The sequence below is a fragment of the Alkalimonas sp. genome (genome assembly GCF_020831925.1).
Classification (GTDB): domain Bacteria; phylum Pseudomonadota; class Gammaproteobacteria; order Enterobacterales; family Alteromonadaceae; genus Alkalimonas.
The window spans coordinates 1-18291 of sequence record NZ_JAFIFQ010000017.1; the positions used below are offsets into that span (position 1 = coordinate 1).

The 18291-nt window shown below is 52.0% G+C and carries 17 protein-coding genes; 2 read left to right on the top strand and 15 right to left on the bottom strand.

Going from position 1 to position 18291, the window contains the following annotated elements; all coding sequences use genetic code 11:
- Positions 1 to 305: 305 nt before the first annotated feature.
- From JJU14_RS07140 to mioC, 14 genes are all read right to left on the bottom strand, one after another.
- Positions 306 to 725 carry a F0F1 ATP synthase subunit epsilon gene (locus JJU14_RS07140; protein WP_228612031.1) on the bottom strand — a complete coding sequence of 140 codons (420 nt, stop codon included), beginning with the start codon at positions 723 to 725 and terminating at the stop codon, positions 306 to 308.
- Between the two features lie 17 nt (positions 726 to 742).
- Positions 743 to 2131: a F0F1 ATP synthase subunit beta gene (gene atpD / locus JJU14_RS07145; RefSeq protein ID WP_228612033.1), complete on the bottom strand. Its 1389-nt coding sequence runs from the start codon at positions 2129 to 2131 to the stop codon at positions 743 to 745.
- Positions 2132 to 2163: 32 nt separating this feature from the next.
- Positions 2164 to 3027, bottom strand: a complete 864-nt coding sequence (gene atpG, locus JJU14_RS07150) for a F0F1 ATP synthase subunit gamma (protein WP_228612035.1) — start codon at positions 3025 to 3027, stop codon at positions 2164 to 2166.
- Positions 3028 to 3083: 56 nt separating this feature from the next.
- Positions 3084 to 4625 (bottom strand): F0F1 ATP synthase subunit alpha, encoded by a 1542-nt coding sequence (gene atpA / locus JJU14_RS07155; RefSeq protein ID WP_228612037.1) that lies wholly within the window; start codon positions 4623 to 4625, stop codon positions 3084 to 3086.
- A 14-nt stretch (positions 4626 to 4639) separates the two neighbouring features.
- Positions 4640 to 5173 carry a F0F1 ATP synthase subunit delta gene (gene atpH, locus JJU14_RS07160; protein WP_228612039.1) on the bottom strand — a complete coding sequence of 178 codons (534 nt, stop codon included), beginning with the start codon at positions 5171 to 5173 and terminating at the stop codon, positions 4640 to 4642.
- Positions 5174 to 5185: 12 nt separating this feature from the next.
- A complete protein-coding gene (atpF, locus tag JJU14_RS07165) occupies positions 5186 to 5656 on the bottom strand; it encodes a F0F1 ATP synthase subunit B (RefSeq protein WP_091342754.1) in 471 nt (156 codons plus the stop codon).
- 37 nt (positions 5657 to 5693) lie between these two features.
- Complete coding sequence (gene atpE / locus JJU14_RS07170) at positions 5694 to 5933, bottom strand: F0F1 ATP synthase subunit C (protein ID WP_091342752.1); 240 nt, start codon at positions 5931 to 5933, stop codon at positions 5694 to 5696.
- Positions 5934 to 5991: 58 nt separating this feature from the next.
- The gene (gene atpB, locus JJU14_RS07175) at positions 5992 to 6834 is read right to left on the bottom strand and encodes a F0F1 ATP synthase subunit A (protein WP_228612041.1); all 843 of its coding nucleotides are present in this window, start codon (positions 6832 to 6834) and stop codon (positions 5992 to 5994) included.
- Between the two features lie 15 nt (positions 6835 to 6849).
- Positions 6850 to 7227, bottom strand: coding sequence for an ATP synthase subunit I (locus JJU14_RS07180; RefSeq protein ID WP_228612043.1), 378 nt, complete (start codon positions 7225 to 7227; stop codon positions 6850 to 6852).
- A 126-nt stretch (positions 7228 to 7353) separates the two neighbouring features.
- Positions 7354 to 8232, bottom strand: coding sequence for a ParB/RepB/Spo0J family partition protein (locus tag JJU14_RS07185; protein ID WP_228612046.1), 879 nt, complete (start codon positions 8230 to 8232; stop codon positions 7354 to 7356).
- A gap of 14 nt (positions 8233 to 8246) precedes the next feature.
- The gene (locus JJU14_RS07190) at positions 8247 to 9053 is read right to left on the bottom strand and encodes a ParA family protein (protein ID WP_091342742.1); all 807 of its coding nucleotides are present in this window, start codon (positions 9051 to 9053) and stop codon (positions 8247 to 8249) included.
- A gap of 23 nt (positions 9054 to 9076) precedes the next feature.
- Positions 9077 to 9712 carry a 16S rRNA (guanine(527)-N(7))-methyltransferase RsmG gene (gene rsmG / locus JJU14_RS07195; protein WP_228612048.1) on the bottom strand — a complete coding sequence of 212 codons (636 nt, stop codon included), beginning with the start codon at positions 9710 to 9712 and terminating at the stop codon, positions 9077 to 9079.
- Positions 9712 to 11601 carry a tRNA uridine-5-carboxymethylaminomethyl(34) synthesis enzyme MnmG gene (mnmG, locus tag JJU14_RS07200; protein ID WP_228612050.1) on the bottom strand — a complete coding sequence of 630 codons (1890 nt, stop codon included), beginning with the start codon at positions 11599 to 11601 and terminating at the stop codon, positions 9712 to 9714. Before mnmG ends, rsmG begins: the two co-directional genes overlap by 1 nt.
- A 445-nt stretch (positions 11602 to 12046) precedes the next feature.
- Entirely contained in the window at positions 12047 to 12484 is a 438-nt protein-coding gene (gene mioC / locus JJU14_RS07205; protein ID WP_228612052.1) for an FMN-binding protein MioC, read from the bottom strand.
- Positions 12485 to 12653: 169 nt separating this feature from the next.
- Here mioC and JJU14_RS07210 point away from each other — a divergent pair, with 169 nt between their 5' ends.
- Both JJU14_RS07210 and trxC read left to right on the top strand, forming a co-directional pair.
- Positions 12654 to 14417, top strand: a complete 1764-nt coding sequence (locus JJU14_RS07210) for a DEAD/DEAH box helicase (protein ID WP_228612054.1) — start codon at positions 12654 to 12656, stop codon at positions 14415 to 14417.
- A 111-nt stretch (positions 14418 to 14528) separates the two neighbouring features.
- Positions 14529 to 14954: a thioredoxin TrxC gene (trxC, locus tag JJU14_RS07215; RefSeq protein ID WP_300976187.1), complete on the top strand. Its 426-nt coding sequence runs from the start codon at positions 14529 to 14531 to the stop codon at positions 14952 to 14954.
- Positions 14955 to 15013: 59 nt separating this feature from the next.
- On the opposite strand, the gene JJU14_RS07220 is transcribed toward trxC, so the two are convergent.
- Positions 15014 to 18193, bottom strand: a complete 3180-nt coding sequence (locus tag JJU14_RS07220; RefSeq protein WP_228612056.1) for a DEAD/DEAH box helicase — start codon at positions 18191 to 18193, stop codon at positions 15014 to 15016.
- Between the last annotated feature and the right edge of the window lie 98 nt (positions 18194 to 18291).

The window sequence follows — 18291 nt, forward strand, 5'->3', positions numbered from 1 at the left end:
AGGTATGATGCGTGATCAGTCAGCAAATAAAAGATGTGATCGCCGGACGCTTACAAAATACGAGCTGTCGCTTATCGAACTATTAGTAATTTATCTTGAAAGGTAATGAGCTATACAACTGATTTTTAAAGGTAAAAATTATTATCTAAATATTATGAGAACAAACTATCTGTTCAAAGTCATCTTCGGTTAGGCAATGCTCATCAAAGGTTCCCGCTGACAGCTAGAGACGCCTGCCTTTGGTTGACTGTTGGCCAATAAAAAAGCCACCCGAAGGTGGCTTTTTGGCAAGGCGCAGGGCCCGCTTATTTGGTTTTGCGCAATTTACGGATCAATTGCAGCTGCGCAATGGCTTCTGCCAACTGAGCCGCCGCTTCGGCGTAGTCGAAGTCGGCGCTGGCGTGTTGCATGGCTTCTTTAGCACGGTTTTGTGCTTCAAGAATAGCCTGCTCATCCAGATCTTCCGCCCGCTTGGCTACATCAGCCAATACGGTGACGCCATCCGGCTGCACTTCCAGCACGCCGCCAGCAACGTAGATGAAGTGCTCTTCACCAAATTGCTTGACGATGCGCACCATGCCTGGCTTGATTGTCGTCAGCAACGGGGTGTGGAAGGGTAGAATACCCAGCTCACCATCGGTGCCGGTTACTTCGACATACTCGACCAGGCCGGAGAAGATTTTATCTTCTGCACTGACTACGTCCAGATGCACTGTCATCGCCATCTTGCCTCCTCAGCTGATTATTTCAGCTTCTTCGCTTTCTCGATGGCTTCTTCAATGGAACCAACCATGTAAAAAGCCTGCTCTGGCAAATGGTCGAACTCGCCTTCCAGGATGCCTTTAAAGCCGCGGATGGTATCTTTCAATGACACGTACTTACCAGGAGAACCAGTAAATACTTCCGCCACGAAGAACGGCTGTGACAGGAAACGCTGAATTTTACGTGCCCGGAATACCGTGGTTTTATCTTCATCCGACAGCTCGTCCATACCCAGGATGGCGATGATGTCTTTCAGCTCTTTGTAACGCTGCAATACAGTTTGTACGCCACGAGCTACTTCGTAATGCTCTTTACCGATGACCAATGGATCCAGCTGACGCGAGGTCGAATCCAACGGATCGATCGCCGGGTAAATACCCAAAGAAGCGATGTTCCGGCTCAGTACAACCGTCGCATCCAAGTGCGAGAAGGTGGTAGCTGGCGATGGATCGGTCAAGTCATCCGCAGGCACGTAAACCGCCTGAATGGAGGTGATGGAGCCAGTTTTGGTTGAGGTGATACGCTCTTGCAGCACACCCATTTCCTCAGCCAGAGTCGGCTGATAACCTACGGCCGATGGCATACGACCCAACAGCGCGGATACTTCGGTACCGGCCAGGGTGTAACGGTAGATGTTATCGACGAAGAACAGCACGTCACGGCCTTCATCACGGAATTTCTCCGCCATGGTCAAACCGGTCAGAGCAACACGCAAACGGTTACCTGGTGGTTCGTTCATCTGGCCATACACCAGCGATACTTTATCCAGTACGTTGGAGTCTTTCATCTCATGGTAGAAGTCGTTACCTTCACGGGTACGCTCACCCACACCGGCGAATACCGAGTAACCACTGTGCTCGATCGCGATGTTCCGGATCAGCTCCATCATGTTCACGGTTTTACCTACACCAGCACCACCGAACAGACCAACTTTACCACCCTTGGCGAACGGACATACCAGGTCGATAACCTTGATGCCGGTTTCCAGCAGGGCGTTGGAAGCTGCCTGATCTTCGTAGCTTGGTGCTTCGCGGTGGATAGACCAACGCTCTTCTTCACCGATAGGGCCAGCTTCATCGATTGGCTCGCCCAGTACGTTCATAATACGGCCCAGTGTGGCTTTGCCAACTGGAACCTGAATGGCTTTACCGGTATTGCTGACTGTAGCGCCACGGCGCAGACCGTCAGTTGTGCCCAGAGCGATGGTACGCACTGTGCCACCACCCAGCTGCTGCTGTACTTCCAGCACCAGACCTGAGAGGTCACCGTCAGTTACGTTCAACGCGTCATAGATACCAGGTACCGAATCTTGTGGAAAGTCGATATCCACAACGGCGCCAATAATTTGGACTACCTTACCTTGACTCATGTTGTTTCCTCAAATGTCTCAAAACTGTTCACTTAACCAACCGCAGCTGCACCCGATACAATCTCACTCAGCTCTTGAGTGATGGCGGCCTGACGGGCTTTGTTGTAAACCAACTTCAGCTCATCCATCAGGTTGCCGGCATTGTCGGTGGCCGCTTTCATGGCGACCATACGGGCAGCGTGTTCACAGGCGGCGTTTTCCACCAGCCCCTGATACACCAGCGACTCAATGTACCGATCCATTAGCATGTCGATAATCGGCTCTGGCTTCGGCTCGTAAATGTAATCCCACTTGTATTTACGCTTAGGCGCATCATGGGTTGGCAAAGGCAACAGTTGCTCAATCGTTGGCTCTTGTTTCATGGTGTTGACAAACTGGTTGTACACCAGATAGAGGCGATCAATACGACCTTCCAGATAGGCTTTCAGCATCACCTGCACGGTACCAATGATATCCGCGAGCTTCGGGTTTTCACCCGAACCGGCTTGCTGGGCCAGTACTTTGCCACCAAAACGACGGAAAAAAGCAGTGGCTTTGTTGCCGATTAAAGCAAACTCAGCAGGCACTCCTTTCTCTTTCCAACTTTTTAGTTCCTGAACTACAGCTTTGAATTCATTGCTGTTCAGGCCACCACAAAGTCCACGATCGGTTGAGATAATGATGTAGCCAACGGTGCCTGCTTCACGTTCCACCATATAAGGATGACGATAATCCAGGTTACCACCGGCCATGTTACCGATCACTTTGCGCATACCTTCAGCGTATGGGCGGGATGCAGCGACTCGCTCCTGCGCGCGGCGCATTTTGCTGACCGCAACCTTTTCCATAGCGCTGGTGATCTTGCGAGTATTGTTAATACTCCCAATCTTGCTTTTTATCTCTTTACCACCGGCCATGACGTTGTCTCCGTTTCATTCAACGACGAAGGGTGGCCGCAGCCACCCACGTCTGATTACCAGGTTTGGGTGGACTTGAAAGTCTCAACCACGTTTTTCAAACCTGCTTCAATCTCGTCGTTGTAGTTACCGGTTTTGTTGATTTCCGCCATCAGACCAGCATGCTCAGACTTGGCATAAGACAACAAGGCAGCTTCAAAGTCGCCAATCTTGTCGGTTGCTACGTCTTTCATAAAGCCTTTTTCAATGGCATAAATCGACAGCGTCATATCCGCTACGCTCATTGGCGCATACTGCAGCTGCTTCATCAGCTCGGTCACTTTCTGACCATGCTCCAGCTGGGCACGGGTTGCGTCGTCCAGATCGGAAGCAAACTGAGCAAAGGCAGCCAGTTCAGTGTACTGTGCCAGGGCCAGACGAATACCGCCACCCAGCTTCTTGATGGCTTTGGTCTGAGCCGCACCACCAACCCGCGATACCGAGATACCCGCATTCACCGCAGGGCGAATACCGGCGTTGAACAAATCGGTTTCCAGGAAGATCTGACCATCGGTAATGGAGATCACGTTGGTTGGTACGAAAGCAGAAACGTCACCGGCCTGGGTTTCAATGATCGGCAGAGCGGTCAGTGACCCGGTTTTACCTTTCACTTCGCCCTTGGTCAGGCGCTCGACGTAGTCAGCATTGACGCGTGATGCACGCTCCAGCAAACGGGAGTGCAAATAGAACACGTCACCCGGGTAAGCTTCACGACCTGGTGGACGACGTAACAGCAACGAGATTTGACGGTAGGCTACCGCTTGCTTCGACAAGTCATCATAGACAATCAGTGCATCTTCACCGCGGTCACGGAAGTATTCACCCATGGTACAGCCGGCATAAGGTGCCAGGAACTGCAGCGCCGCTGCTTCAGAAGCAGAAGCTACCACTACGATGGTGTGAGCCAGAGCGCCGTGTTCTTCCAGCTTACGAACCACGTTGGCAATGGTCGAGGCTTTCTGACCAATGGCAACATAGATACATTTTACGCCGGTGCCTTTCTGGTTGATGATGGCATCGATGGCCAGTGCCGTTTTACCGGTCTGACGGTCACCGATCACCAGCTCACGCTGGCCACGGCCGATTGGGATCATCGAGTCGACTGATTTGTAACCGGTTTGCAGTGGCTGATCGACTGATTGACGATCGATAACACCAGGAGCAATTTTTTCGACCGGCTCAAAACGAGCCGCTTCGATGCTGCCTTTACCGTCGATAGGAGCACCCAGGGTATTCACTACACGGCCCAGCAGAGCTTCACCTACCGGAACTTCTAAGATACGACCGGTGCTTTTAACTTTGGTGCCTTCGGTTAAGTCCGCGTACGGACCCATCACCACAGCACCGACCGAGTTGCGCTCTAAGTTGAGTGCAATCGCATATCGGTTGCCAGGAAGCTCGATCATCTCACCTTGCATACAATCCGCAAGGCCATTGATCCGAATAATACCGTCCGTTACCTGAACGATGGTACCTTCATTGCGAGCTTCACTGACCACGTCGAACTGAGCAATACGTTGCTTAATCAGTTCGGCTATTTCAGTGGAATTCAGTTGCATACTCTGTTCCCCAATTAGGACTGCAGCGTGGTGATCAGGCGATCCAGCTTGCCACGGATCGAACCATCGATGACCATGTCACCCGCTTTCATTAACATACCGCCGACCACATTCGGATCAACGCTACAGTTCAATTTCACATTACGCGCCAGACGCTTGGATAACGCAGCAGCCAGTTTTTCCTGCTGAGCGGCACTCAGTTCGGTTGCCGCGATCACATCCACGTTGATTTCACGCTCGTGTTCATCTTTCAGCTCAGTAAACTGGACAAAAACTTCAGGCAGTGCCAGCAAGCGCTGATTTTCAGCCATCATCCGAATCAGATTCTGTGCTGGCTGATCCAACTGATCAGCACAGACCTGATTAAACAACGATGCCTGAGTGTCGGCGGTACTGTTACTTAGCAAAAAAGCAGCCATCTGCTGGTCTTTTGCTACTTCTGCAGCAAAAGCCAGCATCTGTTGCCAGCCACTGAGGGCGTTGTTGTCACGCGCGTACTCAAAAGCGGCTTTTGCGTAAGGACGAGCAATATTCGTCAAGTTTGACATGGCTCGCTCCCGTTACAATTCCTGAACCAGTTTTTCCAGAATGTCGCTATGCGCAGCGTCATCAATTTCGCGCTGCAGAATGCGTTCAGCACCTGCAACCGCCAGAGCCGCCACTTGCTTGCGCAAGTCTTCGCGTAAGCGACTGCGCTCGGCATCCACTTCAGCCCGCGCCTGAGTCAGGATATGATCCCGCTCTTCGTTGGCTTTGCTGGTTGCTTCGTCAATCATCTTGCCTTCACGCTTGCGCGCTTGCTCGATGATGGCAGCTGCCTGCTCTTTCGCGTCGCGTAGAATGTCTTTGGCTTTATCCTGAGCGATGTGCAGATCTTTTTCTGCCCGATCAGTATGTGCCAGACCTTCGGCGATTTTCTTCTGGCGCTCTTCAATCGCTGCGTTGATCGGTGGCCACACAAATTTCAGTGTGAACCACACGAAGACAGCCATCGCAATCGACTGACCTATAAGGGTTGCGTTAATATCCACAACGAGCCTCCTTTAAAAGTTGGTTATCGGGGGACTCTTAAGCAAACGGGTTAGCGAACAACAGCAACAGAGCAACACCCACACCAATCATGGAGATCGCATCGATCAGACCTGCAAGGATGAACATTTTGGTTTGCAGCTGAGGAGCCATTTCCGGCTGACGCGCACTGGCTTCGAGGAACTTACCACCCATCAGGGCGAAAGCGATAGCAGTAGCCAAAGCCGCAGTAGACAGAATAATAGCCACAGCGAATAAAGTTGCAGTTTCAATACTCATTGAGTTTCTCCAGTTTTCAAAAGTTAAGGTTAAAAATTAAAGGTTAAAACAACTAAAATCAGTGTTTCTCAGCCGCCATGCTCAAATACACAATGGTCAGCATCATAAAAATAAAGGCTTGCAACAAAATAACCAGGATATGGAACACCGCCCAGGCAAAGTGCAGCGGCAATTGCGCCAATCCAACCAATGCAATCAGAATAAAGATAACTTCACCGGCATACAGGTTACCGAACAAACGCAGACCCAGTGATAGCGGCTTGGCCAGTAAGGTCACCAACTCCAGCACCAGGTTGAATGGCACCAGCGACCAGTGATTGAACGGGGTAAAGGACAGCTCTTTGGCAAAGCCACCTAAACCTTTGTAATAAATGGAATAGCCCAGGATCAGAATAAAGACCCCCAGCGCCATGCCCATGGTGATGTTCAGATCGGTGGTCGGGGCAATGGTCAGATAGCTCCACGGATGCGCCATCACGCGCTCCAGGAAGCTGTAATCGGCGGCGTATTCCGGCATAGCACCACTGTTAAATGCCATACCAGCCAAGCCTGCTACCGTCGGGAACCAATCCACTGGCACCAGCTTCATCAGGTTCATCAGGAAAATCCACATAAAGATGGTCAGGGCGATAGGGGCTATCAGTTTGTCTTTGACGTGAAAGGCTTCTTTTACCGAGTTACCGACGAACTCGATGATCATTTCCACCAGACACTGAAACTTGCCAGGAACACCTGTAGTCGCCTTGCGGCCAACCCAAGCAAAGGAAATAATGAAGAGTGAGCCCAGGATCAAAGACCAGCCAAGCGATCCCAGGTTCACGGCCCAAAAGCCTTCCCCTACGGTGAGATCGGTTAAGTGGTGTTTAATGTAACCCTGGACTGAAATGTTACTATCAGCCATGTTTCATCCTAATTATCAATGTTTAAAGAAAAAAACGGCCGACCATTGCGCTAGCAAGGTGACGATGTAGCTGGTGAGTAGTGCAGAGGCCACCACATCATCCTGTCGCATCACCGCAATAAATAATCCAATCGTCAGCAAAATTTTTAGCGCATGACCTCGCATAAACGATGTGCGGGCCTGATCGGCACTGCCTTGCGTTAGATAACGAAACGCAAAGAGTGCAAATACTAAATTCGGCAAAGCGGCAATCAAGCCGCCTTGCAAGGCGGAATAGGCCGCCTGAGCCCCCTGCAACAGTAAAAAAAGCAGCATCATCAAGGCTGCTACCAGCACTTGTGCAGCAATCAACTTGTAGGCAGAAATTCGTACCTGACGTGCTGTTGGCTGCATCCTGGCTCCATTGTTGACCACAGTGCCGGTTTCAGGGGTAAAAAACCTGCGTAAGTATACTTATCTGGCCTTAATTTGCAACCAAAAGCGGCGTAGTTCCGACTATTACCACAAAGCCCGTACGCCTTAATCTGTCTGGCCTTGCCATTGCATTTTACTGAGTATTTGCTCCAGCTCTGCCAGGCTGGAATAGGCAATCACCATTTTGCCTTTGCCTTTGCGGTTGTAATCAATCTGTACTGGCGCCGCCAGATGCTCGCTTAGACGAGTTTCCAGTGCAGCAACATCCGGATCCTTTCGTACTGCGGGCTTTTCTGCCGGCGGCTGCAACAAGCGCCGCACCAGATTTTCAGTTTCACGCACCGTCAGCTGTTTGGCAGCCACCAGGCGTCCGGCTTCCGATTGTTGTTCGCCATCCAGTGCCAGCAAAGCCCGGGCATGGCCCATGTCGATATCGCCATGCTCCAGCAGGACTTTGACATCGTCATTCAGTTGATTGAGGCGCAATAAGTTGGTGATGCTGGTACGGGATTTACCAACGGCATCGGCTACTTGCTGGTGCGTTAAATCAAATTCCGTCAGCAACCGCTCCAGCGCGACCGCCTCTTCCATCGCATTCAGATCTTCGCGCTGAATATTTTCAATCAGTGCAATGGCAACGGCAGCTTCATCCGGTACATCGCGCACAATGCAAGGCACTTCACTGAGTTGAGCCAGCTGGGATGCCCGCCAGCGCCTCTCACCGGCGATAATTTCATAACTGTCGGTGGCCACTTTACGTACCACGATCGGTTGGATCACACCCTGAGCACGAATGGAAAGCGCTAAATCTTCCAGCGCCTGTTGCGACATGTCTTTACGTGGTTGGTACTTGCCAGGATGCAAGAATTCGATGGCCAGCTTTTGCAGTTCAGTGCTGTTGCTGCGGTTGCCTTGGTCGGCCGGCTGACTGGCGGTGAGCAGTGCATCCAATCCGCGGCCAAGCCCTCGTTTTTTTACCACCATCTGCTTGTTATTCCTTATGATTCTGTCAGAGTACTTTTTGGCTGCTGGCTGCTTTTGCTATCGGCCCGACGCAACAACTCACCGGCCAGCGCCAGATAGGCCTTGGCACCGGTCGAGCTTTTGTCGTAGTACATTACTGGTGAGCCAAAGCTTGGTGCCTCCGCCAGCCGGATATTACGAGGGATCACTGTGCGGTACACCTTGTCGGCAAAATGCTGCTTCAGCTGCTCGGATACGTCGTTGGCCAGTCGGTTGCGCGGATCATACATGGTGCGCAAAATACCTTCGATTTTCAAATCGGCATTCACCACAGCGGCCAGTTGGCGAATGGTGTCCATCAGTGCCGTTAAGCCTTCCAGCGCATAGTACTCACACTGCATTGGCACCAGCACCGAATCGGCAGCAGCCATAGCATTGACCGTCAGCATATTCAACGAAGGAGGGCAATCGATAAAAACAAAGTCATAACTGTTGCGCCAGGGTTTCAGCGCATTGCGCAGCCGAAGCTCACGGGCAAACACATCCATCAAGCGCACTTCAGCGGCAGTTACGTCGGAATTGGCGGCCACCAGATGGTAGCCACCGCTGGTTTCTTTGACCACCACCTGATCCAGTGGCTTTTCATCCACCAGCAACTCATAAGCAGTAGCAGGTACCTCGTATTTATCGACGCCACTGCCCATGGTGGCATTGCCCTGAGGATCCAAATCGATCAGCAATACCTTGCGTTTGGTTGCTGCCATCGAAGCAGCAAGATTCACCGCTGTGGTGGTTTTTCCGACCCCACCTTTCTGGTTAGCAATTGCGATGACTTTTCCCACACCAACCCCTTGTATGCCTGCTGTCAGGCTGTAATTTTTTTCAATTCCACCAGATAGCGCTCAGCATCCTGCTCTGGCAGCTTCAGTCTATGCACAGCCGTTACTCTAACAAAATCCGCTAAAGCTGCAATTTCTTCTTCCACCGCAGCGCCTTTCATCGCCAGAAAACGACCCTGGCTGGCTGGCAGATGCTGACACCAATGCAGCATATCACTCAAGTTGGCAAAAGCACGGCTTAGAACCACATCATAGCCAGTCATTGGTTGGTGGTCTTCAACCCGGCTTTGGAGTGGTTCGATATTGGTTAAACCCAACTGGCGTTTTACTTCGTTTAAAAAGCGAATGCGCTTACCAAGACTATCGAGCAGTACAAACTGTTTTTCCGGAAATAAAATCGCCAGCGGTACACCGGGTAAACCCGGGCCTGTACCCACATCGATAATTCGCTGACAATCCAACTGCTCCAGGTAAGGGCCTACCACCAAACTGTCCAGCAAGTGACGACTGACCATCTGCAGCGGATCACGCACCGAGGTCAGATTGTAGGCTTTGTTCCACTTGTGCAGTAACTGCAAAAAACCGATCAATTGGTCACGCTGCAGCTCGCTGACACTCAGCTTGGTTTGCGCCAGCTGACGATCGAGTTCAGCTCGCAGCATCAGGCCGTTTTCCTCAGCAAACCCTGTTTTTTCAGATACACCAACAGCAAGGAAATCGCTGCCGGGGTAATACCGGAAATCCGCGTTGCCTGGCCGACAGTCTCTGGTTGAGTCTGGTTCAACTTTGTCACTACTTCGTTGGATAAGCCTTTCACCTGACTGTAATCAAACTGAGCTGGCAAACGGGTTTTCTCATGACGCTTTTGTTTGTCAATTTCGTCCTGTTGCCGCTCAATATAGCCCTGATATTTGATCTGGATCTCCACTTGCTCAGCGGCCAAAGGATCGATGCCTTCAACCCTCAGCCCCTCAATCGCCACCAGATCGTGGTAGTTCACTTCAGGGCGACGGATCAGCTCTTCCAAACTGGCTTCACGGCTAAGCGGTGTTTTCAGCAAGGCATTGACATCGGCAAGTGCCGGATGTTGCGGGTGGATCCATTGCTGCTGCAAACGTTGACGCTCCAGCGCAATTTGTTCCATTTTTTCATTGAAACGAGCCCAGCGCAGATCATCCACCAGGCCAAGCTCGCGGCCTTTGGCAGTTAGGCGGGCATCGGCGTTGTCTTCCCGCAGCATCAACCGGTACTCGGCCCGACTGGTAAACATGCGGTAAGGCTCTTTGGTACCAAGGGTAGTCAGATCGTCTACCAAAACACCCAAATAAGCCTGCTCCCGCCCCGGCGCCCAGCTGTCCTTGCCTTGCACGTGCAATGCGGCATTCAGACCGGCCAAAAGCCCCTGGGCTCCGGCTTCTTCATAGCCGGTGGTGCCGTTGATTTGTCCGGCAAAGAACAAGCCACGGATAAATTTGGTTTCCAACGAGTGTTTCAGATCGCGCGGATCAAAGAAGTCGTACTCAATGGCGTAGCCAGGGCGGGTGATATGCGCATTCTCAAAACCTTTGATTGAGCGCACCAGCTCGATTTGTACGTCAAAAGGCAAGCTGGTGGAGATGCCGTTTGGGTAGACTTCATGCGTGGTAAGGCCTTCTGGTTCCACAAAGATCTGATGCTGATCTTTATCGGCAAAACGCATTATTTTATCTTCAATCGACGGGCAATAGCGTGGGCCAATGCCTTCAATCACCCCGGAATACATGGGAGAGCGATCCAAACCGCCGCGGATCACCTCATGGGTGTGCAGGTTGGTGTAGGTGATGTAACACGGGATCTGCCGCGGATGCTGAGCGACTGAACCAATGTAGGAAAATACCGGTAAAGGCGTATCACCAGGTTGTGGCTGCATCACAGAAAAATCAATGCTTCTGGCATCGATGCGGGGTGGGGTGCCGGTTTTAAGCCGATCTACCCGAAACGGCAATTCCCGCAGACGTTTGGCCAGCGCAATAGCCGGTGGATCGCCGGCGCGTCCGCCGCTGTAATTTTGCAAACCAATATGGATCTGGCCACCGAGGAAAGTACCTGTGGTAAGCACTACAGCTTTGGCCATAAAGCGCAAGCCCATCTGAGTGATGACACCTTTGACCTGATCCTGTTCCACAATCAGATCGTCACAGGCTTGCTGAAAAATAAACAAATTAGGTTGGTTTTCCAGGCTGTGTCGAATAGCTGCCTTGTACAGCTGACGATCGGCCTGGGCTCTGGTAGCCCGAACCGCTGGGCCTTTGGATGCGTTCAGAGTGCGAAACTGGATCCCGGCTTGATCAGCAGCCAATGCCATGACACCACCTAAGGCATCAATTTCTTTTACCAGATGGCCCTTACCAATACCACCAATCGCCGGGTTACAGGACATTAGTCCCAGCGTATCAATATTGTGTGTCAGCAACAGCGTTTGCATGCCCATGCGTGCTGAAGCAAGCGCAGCTTCAGTACCGGCATGGCCGCCGCCAATTACGATCACATCAAAGGTGGTTTGGTAGTGCATTGCGTGCCTCGAATGATTTCGCTACTAATTTGCTACTATGCAAAAAGGGCACGTATTGTACCCTGTTTCAGCGGATGGAACCAACCTGAAAATCAACTCAGATCCTAGGGATCAGTAAAGATCTAATTAAAGGATCTTTTTTAAAGATCTTTTATTACTGTTACTACTAAGCAGCTAGTTTTCAGTGTGTAAGGTCAGTTTTCTAAGAAAGATCATTGCATTAGATCCGATCGGATCCTGTGATCAAGACCGGATCCTGCAGGATCGAACCTATGGATAACCAGGCTACTTATCCACATGGTAAGGCTGACTAAATTCTATAAAGAGGATAAATACAGTTTATGCCTAGGTTTATACCTGACTTATACACAAAATTAATTTTTAACACGGAAATCTGTGTATAAGCTGCTGGTAAGCAGTGATCAATCACCGTCAAAGGATCCGGCTAACTAAGTGTGGCCAGGTAATCAGGCAACCAAACCAGGGCCTGATCTTCTGGTAACTCTGGCGTTTGCACATCGATCTCCAGCGCTGGCAGCAGTTGTTTCGCACCCAGTTGCTGCAACAAAGTGGCCATGGTTCGGCCTGCCTGACAAAAAGTATCGTAGCTGGAATCACCTAAAGTGATCACAGCGAAGGAAATTGTGGTAAGATCTGGTTGATCTTGTGCTAATCGATCCGCGAAGGGTTGAATATTATCAGGCAGATCCCCTGCGCCATAAGTGGACGTGATCACCAGCCAGCTGTCGCTGGCTGCGATGTGATCCAATTCAGGAGCCAAATGAAGTTTTGCTTCAACGCCTCCTAAAGCCATGGTTTCCGCAACCTGTTCTGCCACATATTCCGCTGCACCCATCTGGCTGCCGACAAGGATTTGGATCATTGATCTGTCCTTAAGTTTGTTGGATGTTTGACTATACTACAACTGGAAGATGATTTGGCGGTGCACTGGGCATTGCCGGATTTTTGGTGTTTTTACTGCCAGGCAGGCAAGGTAAAGACCAGAATAGCACAACCATGCTGCCTGCCTGTGTATTGAGGTTTTATTATTTATGTCTGAAGTGACATCTTTTGCTGAACTGGATCTGCCAGAAGCGTTATTAAAAGCCGTGGCTGAACTTGGCTATGAAACACCATCGCCTATTCAGGCCGAGTCGATCCCGAAACTATTGGCAGGCAATGATTTGCTTGGCCAGGCCCAAACGGGTACCGGTAAAACAGCGGCTTTTGCTTTGCCACTACTGGCGCGGCTGGATGCTGGCCAGCGTGAGCCACAAATTCTGGTGCTGGCACCAACCCGCGAACTGGCTATCCAGGTGGCAGAAGCTTTTCAATCCTACGCCAAGTACCTGCCACAATTTCATGTGCTGCCTATTTATGGTGGCCAGAGTTACAGCAACCAGCTGCGCTCGTTAAAGCGTGGTTGCCAGGTCGTGGTGGGTACGCCCGGTCGTATCATGGATCATTTGGATCGCGGCACCCTGGTGCTGGATAGGTTAAAAGCCATTGTGCTGGATGAAGCCGACGAAATGCTGCGGATGGGCTTTATCGATGATGTGCAGGTGATCATGGATAAAACACCGCCAGGCCGTCAGGTGGCGATGTTCTCAGCGACCATGCCAACGCAGATCCGCGCCATTGCTCAGAAGCATTTGAGCAATGCGCATGAAATTAAAATTGTCACCAAAACCAGCACGGTAGAGCGGATTACCCAACGCTTTGTATTGCTGGAAAACAACCAGAAACTGGACGCATTAACCCGCTTGCTGGAAGGTGAAGATTACGATGCCAGCATCGTCTTTGTCCGCACCAAAAGTGCCACCGAAGAAATTGCGGTGAAACTGGGTGCTCGCGGTTATGCGGTGGCCAGTTTAAATGGCGATATGAACCAGACGCACCGTGAACAAACCATTCGCCGCATTAAAGATGGCCAGTTGGATGTGATCGTAGCGACTGATGTTGCGGCCCGTGGTCTGGATGTGGAGCGCATCAGCCTGGTGGTGAACTACGATATTCCATACGACAGCGAAGCCTATGTACACCGCATTGGCCGGACTGGCCGGGCTGGTCGTGAAGGTAAGGCAATTTTGTTTGTGTCGCCACGTGAGCGTCGCTTGCTGCGCAGCATTGAACAGGCTACTCGTCAGCCGATTGAGCAGATGACGTTGCCTACCGGTGCGGTGATAGAACAACGCCGGATCCAAAACTTCCGCGCCGAACTGGCGCAGTCAATTGAAACCCAGGATCTTACCTTCTTCCAGGGATTAATTGCTCAGTGGCAGGAAACGCTGGATTGTGCGGATAACGAGCTGGCAGCCGCTCTGCTTTTCATGGCGCAAAAAGATCAGCCGCTGAATGTGGCAGCTCAGTTCCCTGCATTGCGTGAGCCAAGCAATAAGCGTGATCGGGAACGTAGTGATCGCCCGGTACGAGAGCGTGGTGAGCGGCCTGAGCGCGGTGAGCGTGGCCCTAAGCCTCGCCGCGAAATGAAAGGTGATTACACCACCTATCGTATTGAAGTGGGCAAAGAGCATGGTGTACGTGCTGGTGATATCGTCGGCGCTATTGCCAATGAAGCCAACATTGACAGTCAGTTTATCGGCAACATCAAATTGTTTGATCAGTTCAGTACCGTTGAACTGCCAGCGACCATGCCGGCAGAGATTTTTCAGCACCTGAAAAAGGTTTATGTGCGTAAGCAAAAGCTGAACATCTCGGTCGATCAGGGTAGCACAGAGCGTCGTGCTCCAGGACCTGGTCCTCGTCCGGGTGCAGGTCCGCGTCCTGGCGCTGCGCCTAAGCGCCGTTCGCAGTAAACTTCGCGGTTCGGATGTGAGCCTAAAGACCTGCCCTTCGCGGCAGGTTTTTTATTGAAAAATACCATAAGACCCCATAGATCCATGCCATACCCTTTGTTGGAGTTTTGTATGATCCTTGCCTGCCCGCATTGCCACCGTTTAAACCGCCTGCCGGAGGAGCGCCTGACAGCGCACCCCAGTTGTGGTCAGTGCAAACAACCGCTGTTTTCCGGCCAGGTGCTGGAGCTTACGTCCGCTAACTTTGCGCCGCATGCAGAAAAATCTGAACTGCCTTTGCTGGTTGATTTCTGGGCGCCCTGGTGTGGCCCTTGTGTGCAATTTGCACCAGTTTTTGCTGGCCTGGCCCGCGAATTGGAACCAAGGCTTCGATTGGCGAAGATCAATACCGAGCAACAGCAGGCATTGGCTGCCCGCTTTGCCATTCGTTCGATCCCAACGCTGATGCTGTTTCAACAGGGCCAGCTGCTGGCGCAGCAAAGCGGAGCCATGCCAAAACAGCAACTGATGCAGTGGTTACAGCGAGAGTTGCGCTAGACAGTTTTCTTCCAGAAGCGGCATCCATGCCGTTTAGCTAGTGGCCGCCTTACAGGGCACTAGCTAAAGAGCTGCAACAGTTCGTCGGCGCTGCCCTGCCAGACGCCCTGCTGACTGCCACTGAACAGGCTATCGGCCAGCGCCTGCTTTTGTTGTTGCAGCAGCTGTATTTTTTGCTCGACCGTATCTTTGGCGATCAACTTGTAAACGAATACTTTCTTATCTTGGCCAATCCGGTGCGCCCGGTCGGTGGCTTGCTGCATCACGGCTGGGTTCCACCAGGGATCATAGTGGATCACCGTATCTGCAGCGGTTAAATTCAAGCCGGTGCCGCCAGCTTTTAAGCTGATCAGAAACAGTGGCACTTCCCCTTGCTGGAAACTGTCGATCTGCTGCTGGCGCTTTTTGGTTTGGCCGGTCAGTTTGGCGTAAGGAATGCTGAGTTGCTGCATTACCTCTTCTATCAGCGCCAGCATGCTGGTGAACTGGCTGAAAATAATGATTTTGCGGCCTTCTTCAATCATTTCTGGCACATTTTGCGTCAGCCAGTCCAGTTTGGCGCTGCTTTGCACTTTCTGGGCACTGGCGAGCTTCACTAGGCGGGCATCACAGCAAGCCTGGCGCAACTTCAGCAGTGCATCCAAGAACTCAATCTGGCTTTTGGCCAGGCCTTTCTCTGCAAACAACTGGCGGATATGGCTTTCCATGCTCAGCCTGATGCTGTCGTACAACTGGCGCTGATCGGCTTCCATCGCCAGATACTGGTCGATTTCGACTTTTTCTGGTAATTCGCTCATCACTTCGCTTTTGGTTCGGCGCAGTAAAAACGGTGCCACCCGTTGCTGCAATTCCAGCCCACGCTCTGGATGTTGCTCGCGCTCTATCGGCCGACGAAACTGCTTACGGAAAAAGGCATCGCTGCCCAGTAGGCCGGGCAGAGCAAAGTCAAACAGTGACTTCAGTTCGCCTAAATGGTTTTCCAGTGGTGTACCGGATAGGCACAGGCGAAAATGGCCCTGCAATTTGCGAATAGCCGCCGTGGTCTGGCTACGGCTGTTTTTAATTTGCTGAGCTTCATCCAACACGATGTGGCTGAACTGGTGCTGCTGATAAAACTTTAGATCCCGGGCCATCAATGGGTAGGTGGTAATGATAAGTTCGGCTTCGGCCAGTTCCTGCAAAGCTTTGCCACGCTGCTGGCCGTGGATCACCTGCACATTCAGTTCTGGCGTGAAGCGCTCTGCTTCTTGCTGCCAGTTGCCAATCAGGCTGGTGGGGCAAATTACCAAAGCCTGCAACCGGCTTTGTTGCTTTTGCTGCAGCAAAAACGCCAGGGTTTGCAGGGTTTTGCCAAGCCCCATATCATCGGCCAGAATGCCGCCAAAGCCGTATTGCTGCAAAAAGACCAGCCAGTTCAGGCCCTGTTGCTGGTAGGGTCGAAGCTCGGCGTGTAAACCCGCCGGCACAGCGATGCTTTCAATGCCCTGGAAATTTTGTAACTTCTGGCTCAGTGCCCGAATATCACTGGCCTGATGAAAACTCAGCTGTTGTTCAGGCAGTTGTTGCAACAGGGCACTGCGGAAGGAGGGTAAACGCAGGCTGCTGGCCTCGCTGCCTTGCTGCAAAAACTCCTGCAAGGTACTGAACAGAGGCTGCAGCTGATTGGCTGGCAGCTTCAGGGTTCTGCCATCCGGCAGGGGCAGCCAGAGTATGCTGTCGGGCTCGGGCTCACCGTGCTGTTGCAGCCACTGCTGCACCAATGGCAGCATTGGCAGACGTTCATCGCCCAGTTGGACATGCATATCCAGCTGAAACCAACCTGGCTGATCACTGTGCACTTCAAATTCGGTGTCGGCCTCGATAATGCCCAGATCAAAGTCTGCATTTTGTATAATGGACCAACCCTGCTGTTGCAACCAGGGTTTATCGCGCTCCAGCCATTCCAGCCAGGCCACTGGACTGTCGTCCACCACCGAAAAAAAGCGCTCAGCGCTGTGGTGCGAATGTTGCGGGTACAGCTGGGTATCTTGCAATTGCTCGATGGCGGCTTGTTCCTGCCTGGGTTGGCGCTCGATGGCGAAATGCTGCTGGCCCTGGCAATGATGAAACACCTGCGGCGCATCGGCTGGCATGACCGCCAGCTCTATCGAACCATAGCGAAAGCAAAGCTCTGCCACCGGCAGGTTGCGCCGACCCTGGCGCTGCATCCCGAGTTTGAGCACTGGCCTGGGTACTTCTTGAATGCTTTTAATCTGAATATCGGCCGGTGCCGGCAGTTGTTCGGTTGGTAATGCCTGCTGCATACCCAGCCAAAGCTGTGCCAGTTCGGCTTCGGGTACCTTGGGGATGTTCAGCAGGTGCTGCAGCTGTTCACCAGTGAGCCGGGTTTGGATCAGCCCCATTTCAAAGCGGCTTTCATCCAGGTACATCGGCGGTGTGGTATCGATCAGGCGCCAGCTCGGTAAGCCTTCCAGCGTGAGTTGCAACAGGTGGTGTTCATCCTGTTGCTGCCAGCTGAGCTGCAATGGCCGGTTTGGGCCTGATTTAATGTCTTGCTGCACTTTTTGCCAGAAGCAGCGGCCACTTTGCAGCATGCTTTGCAGCGCCAGCGCTCCCCAGCGCTCTTTTAACAGCATCTGGCCAAAGCGATTCTGGCTGCTGATAAGGCCAAGCAGACGGAAATCTTCGCTGCAGCCCCAGTGCGGTATATAGCCCTGACGGTAATCGTGCTCGCTGAGCAGGCTGCCCTGGCCAAAACCGCCTTTTTTCAGTCGTCTGGCCCGGCGTGGGCTGACACTGAGGCCTTGTTCGGTCAGATCCAGTAAAAACAACACCCGATCTTTGTATTCCAGCTCGACAGGTTGCTGCTCCAGTTGCTGCAAGCTATTAAGCCAGAGCTGGACTTTGTCTTGCTGCTGCTGATGTTGCTGCTCCTGTAGCTGGATGACTTTGAGCAACACCGCCAGGGTGTGCTTGCAATTGACAGCCACCGGGCAGCTGCAACGAGCCTGCAGTTGCCAGTCGCGGCCCTGACGCAGCAGCCGGATGGTCTGACGGTAAGGGATCAAAGAATTGCCCCAGACCTGAGCATCAATCCGGCTGTAGTCATCGGCTACATCCAGCCGGAACACTTTATTTTGCTCCAGATAGGGTTGGGCGCGCTGATAGACGGCTGCGCCATAACGCAGTTTGAGTTCGTAATCCGACAGTGGAAACAGCTGAGTCTGGGGATCGGGCATGAAGCAAGGGTCCGCGAATTTTTTGCAAACAGCTATTGTAACGGTTTTGCGCTGATTTCCCCAGCGCTTTAGCAGTAGTTGATGGTCATTACTGTGTT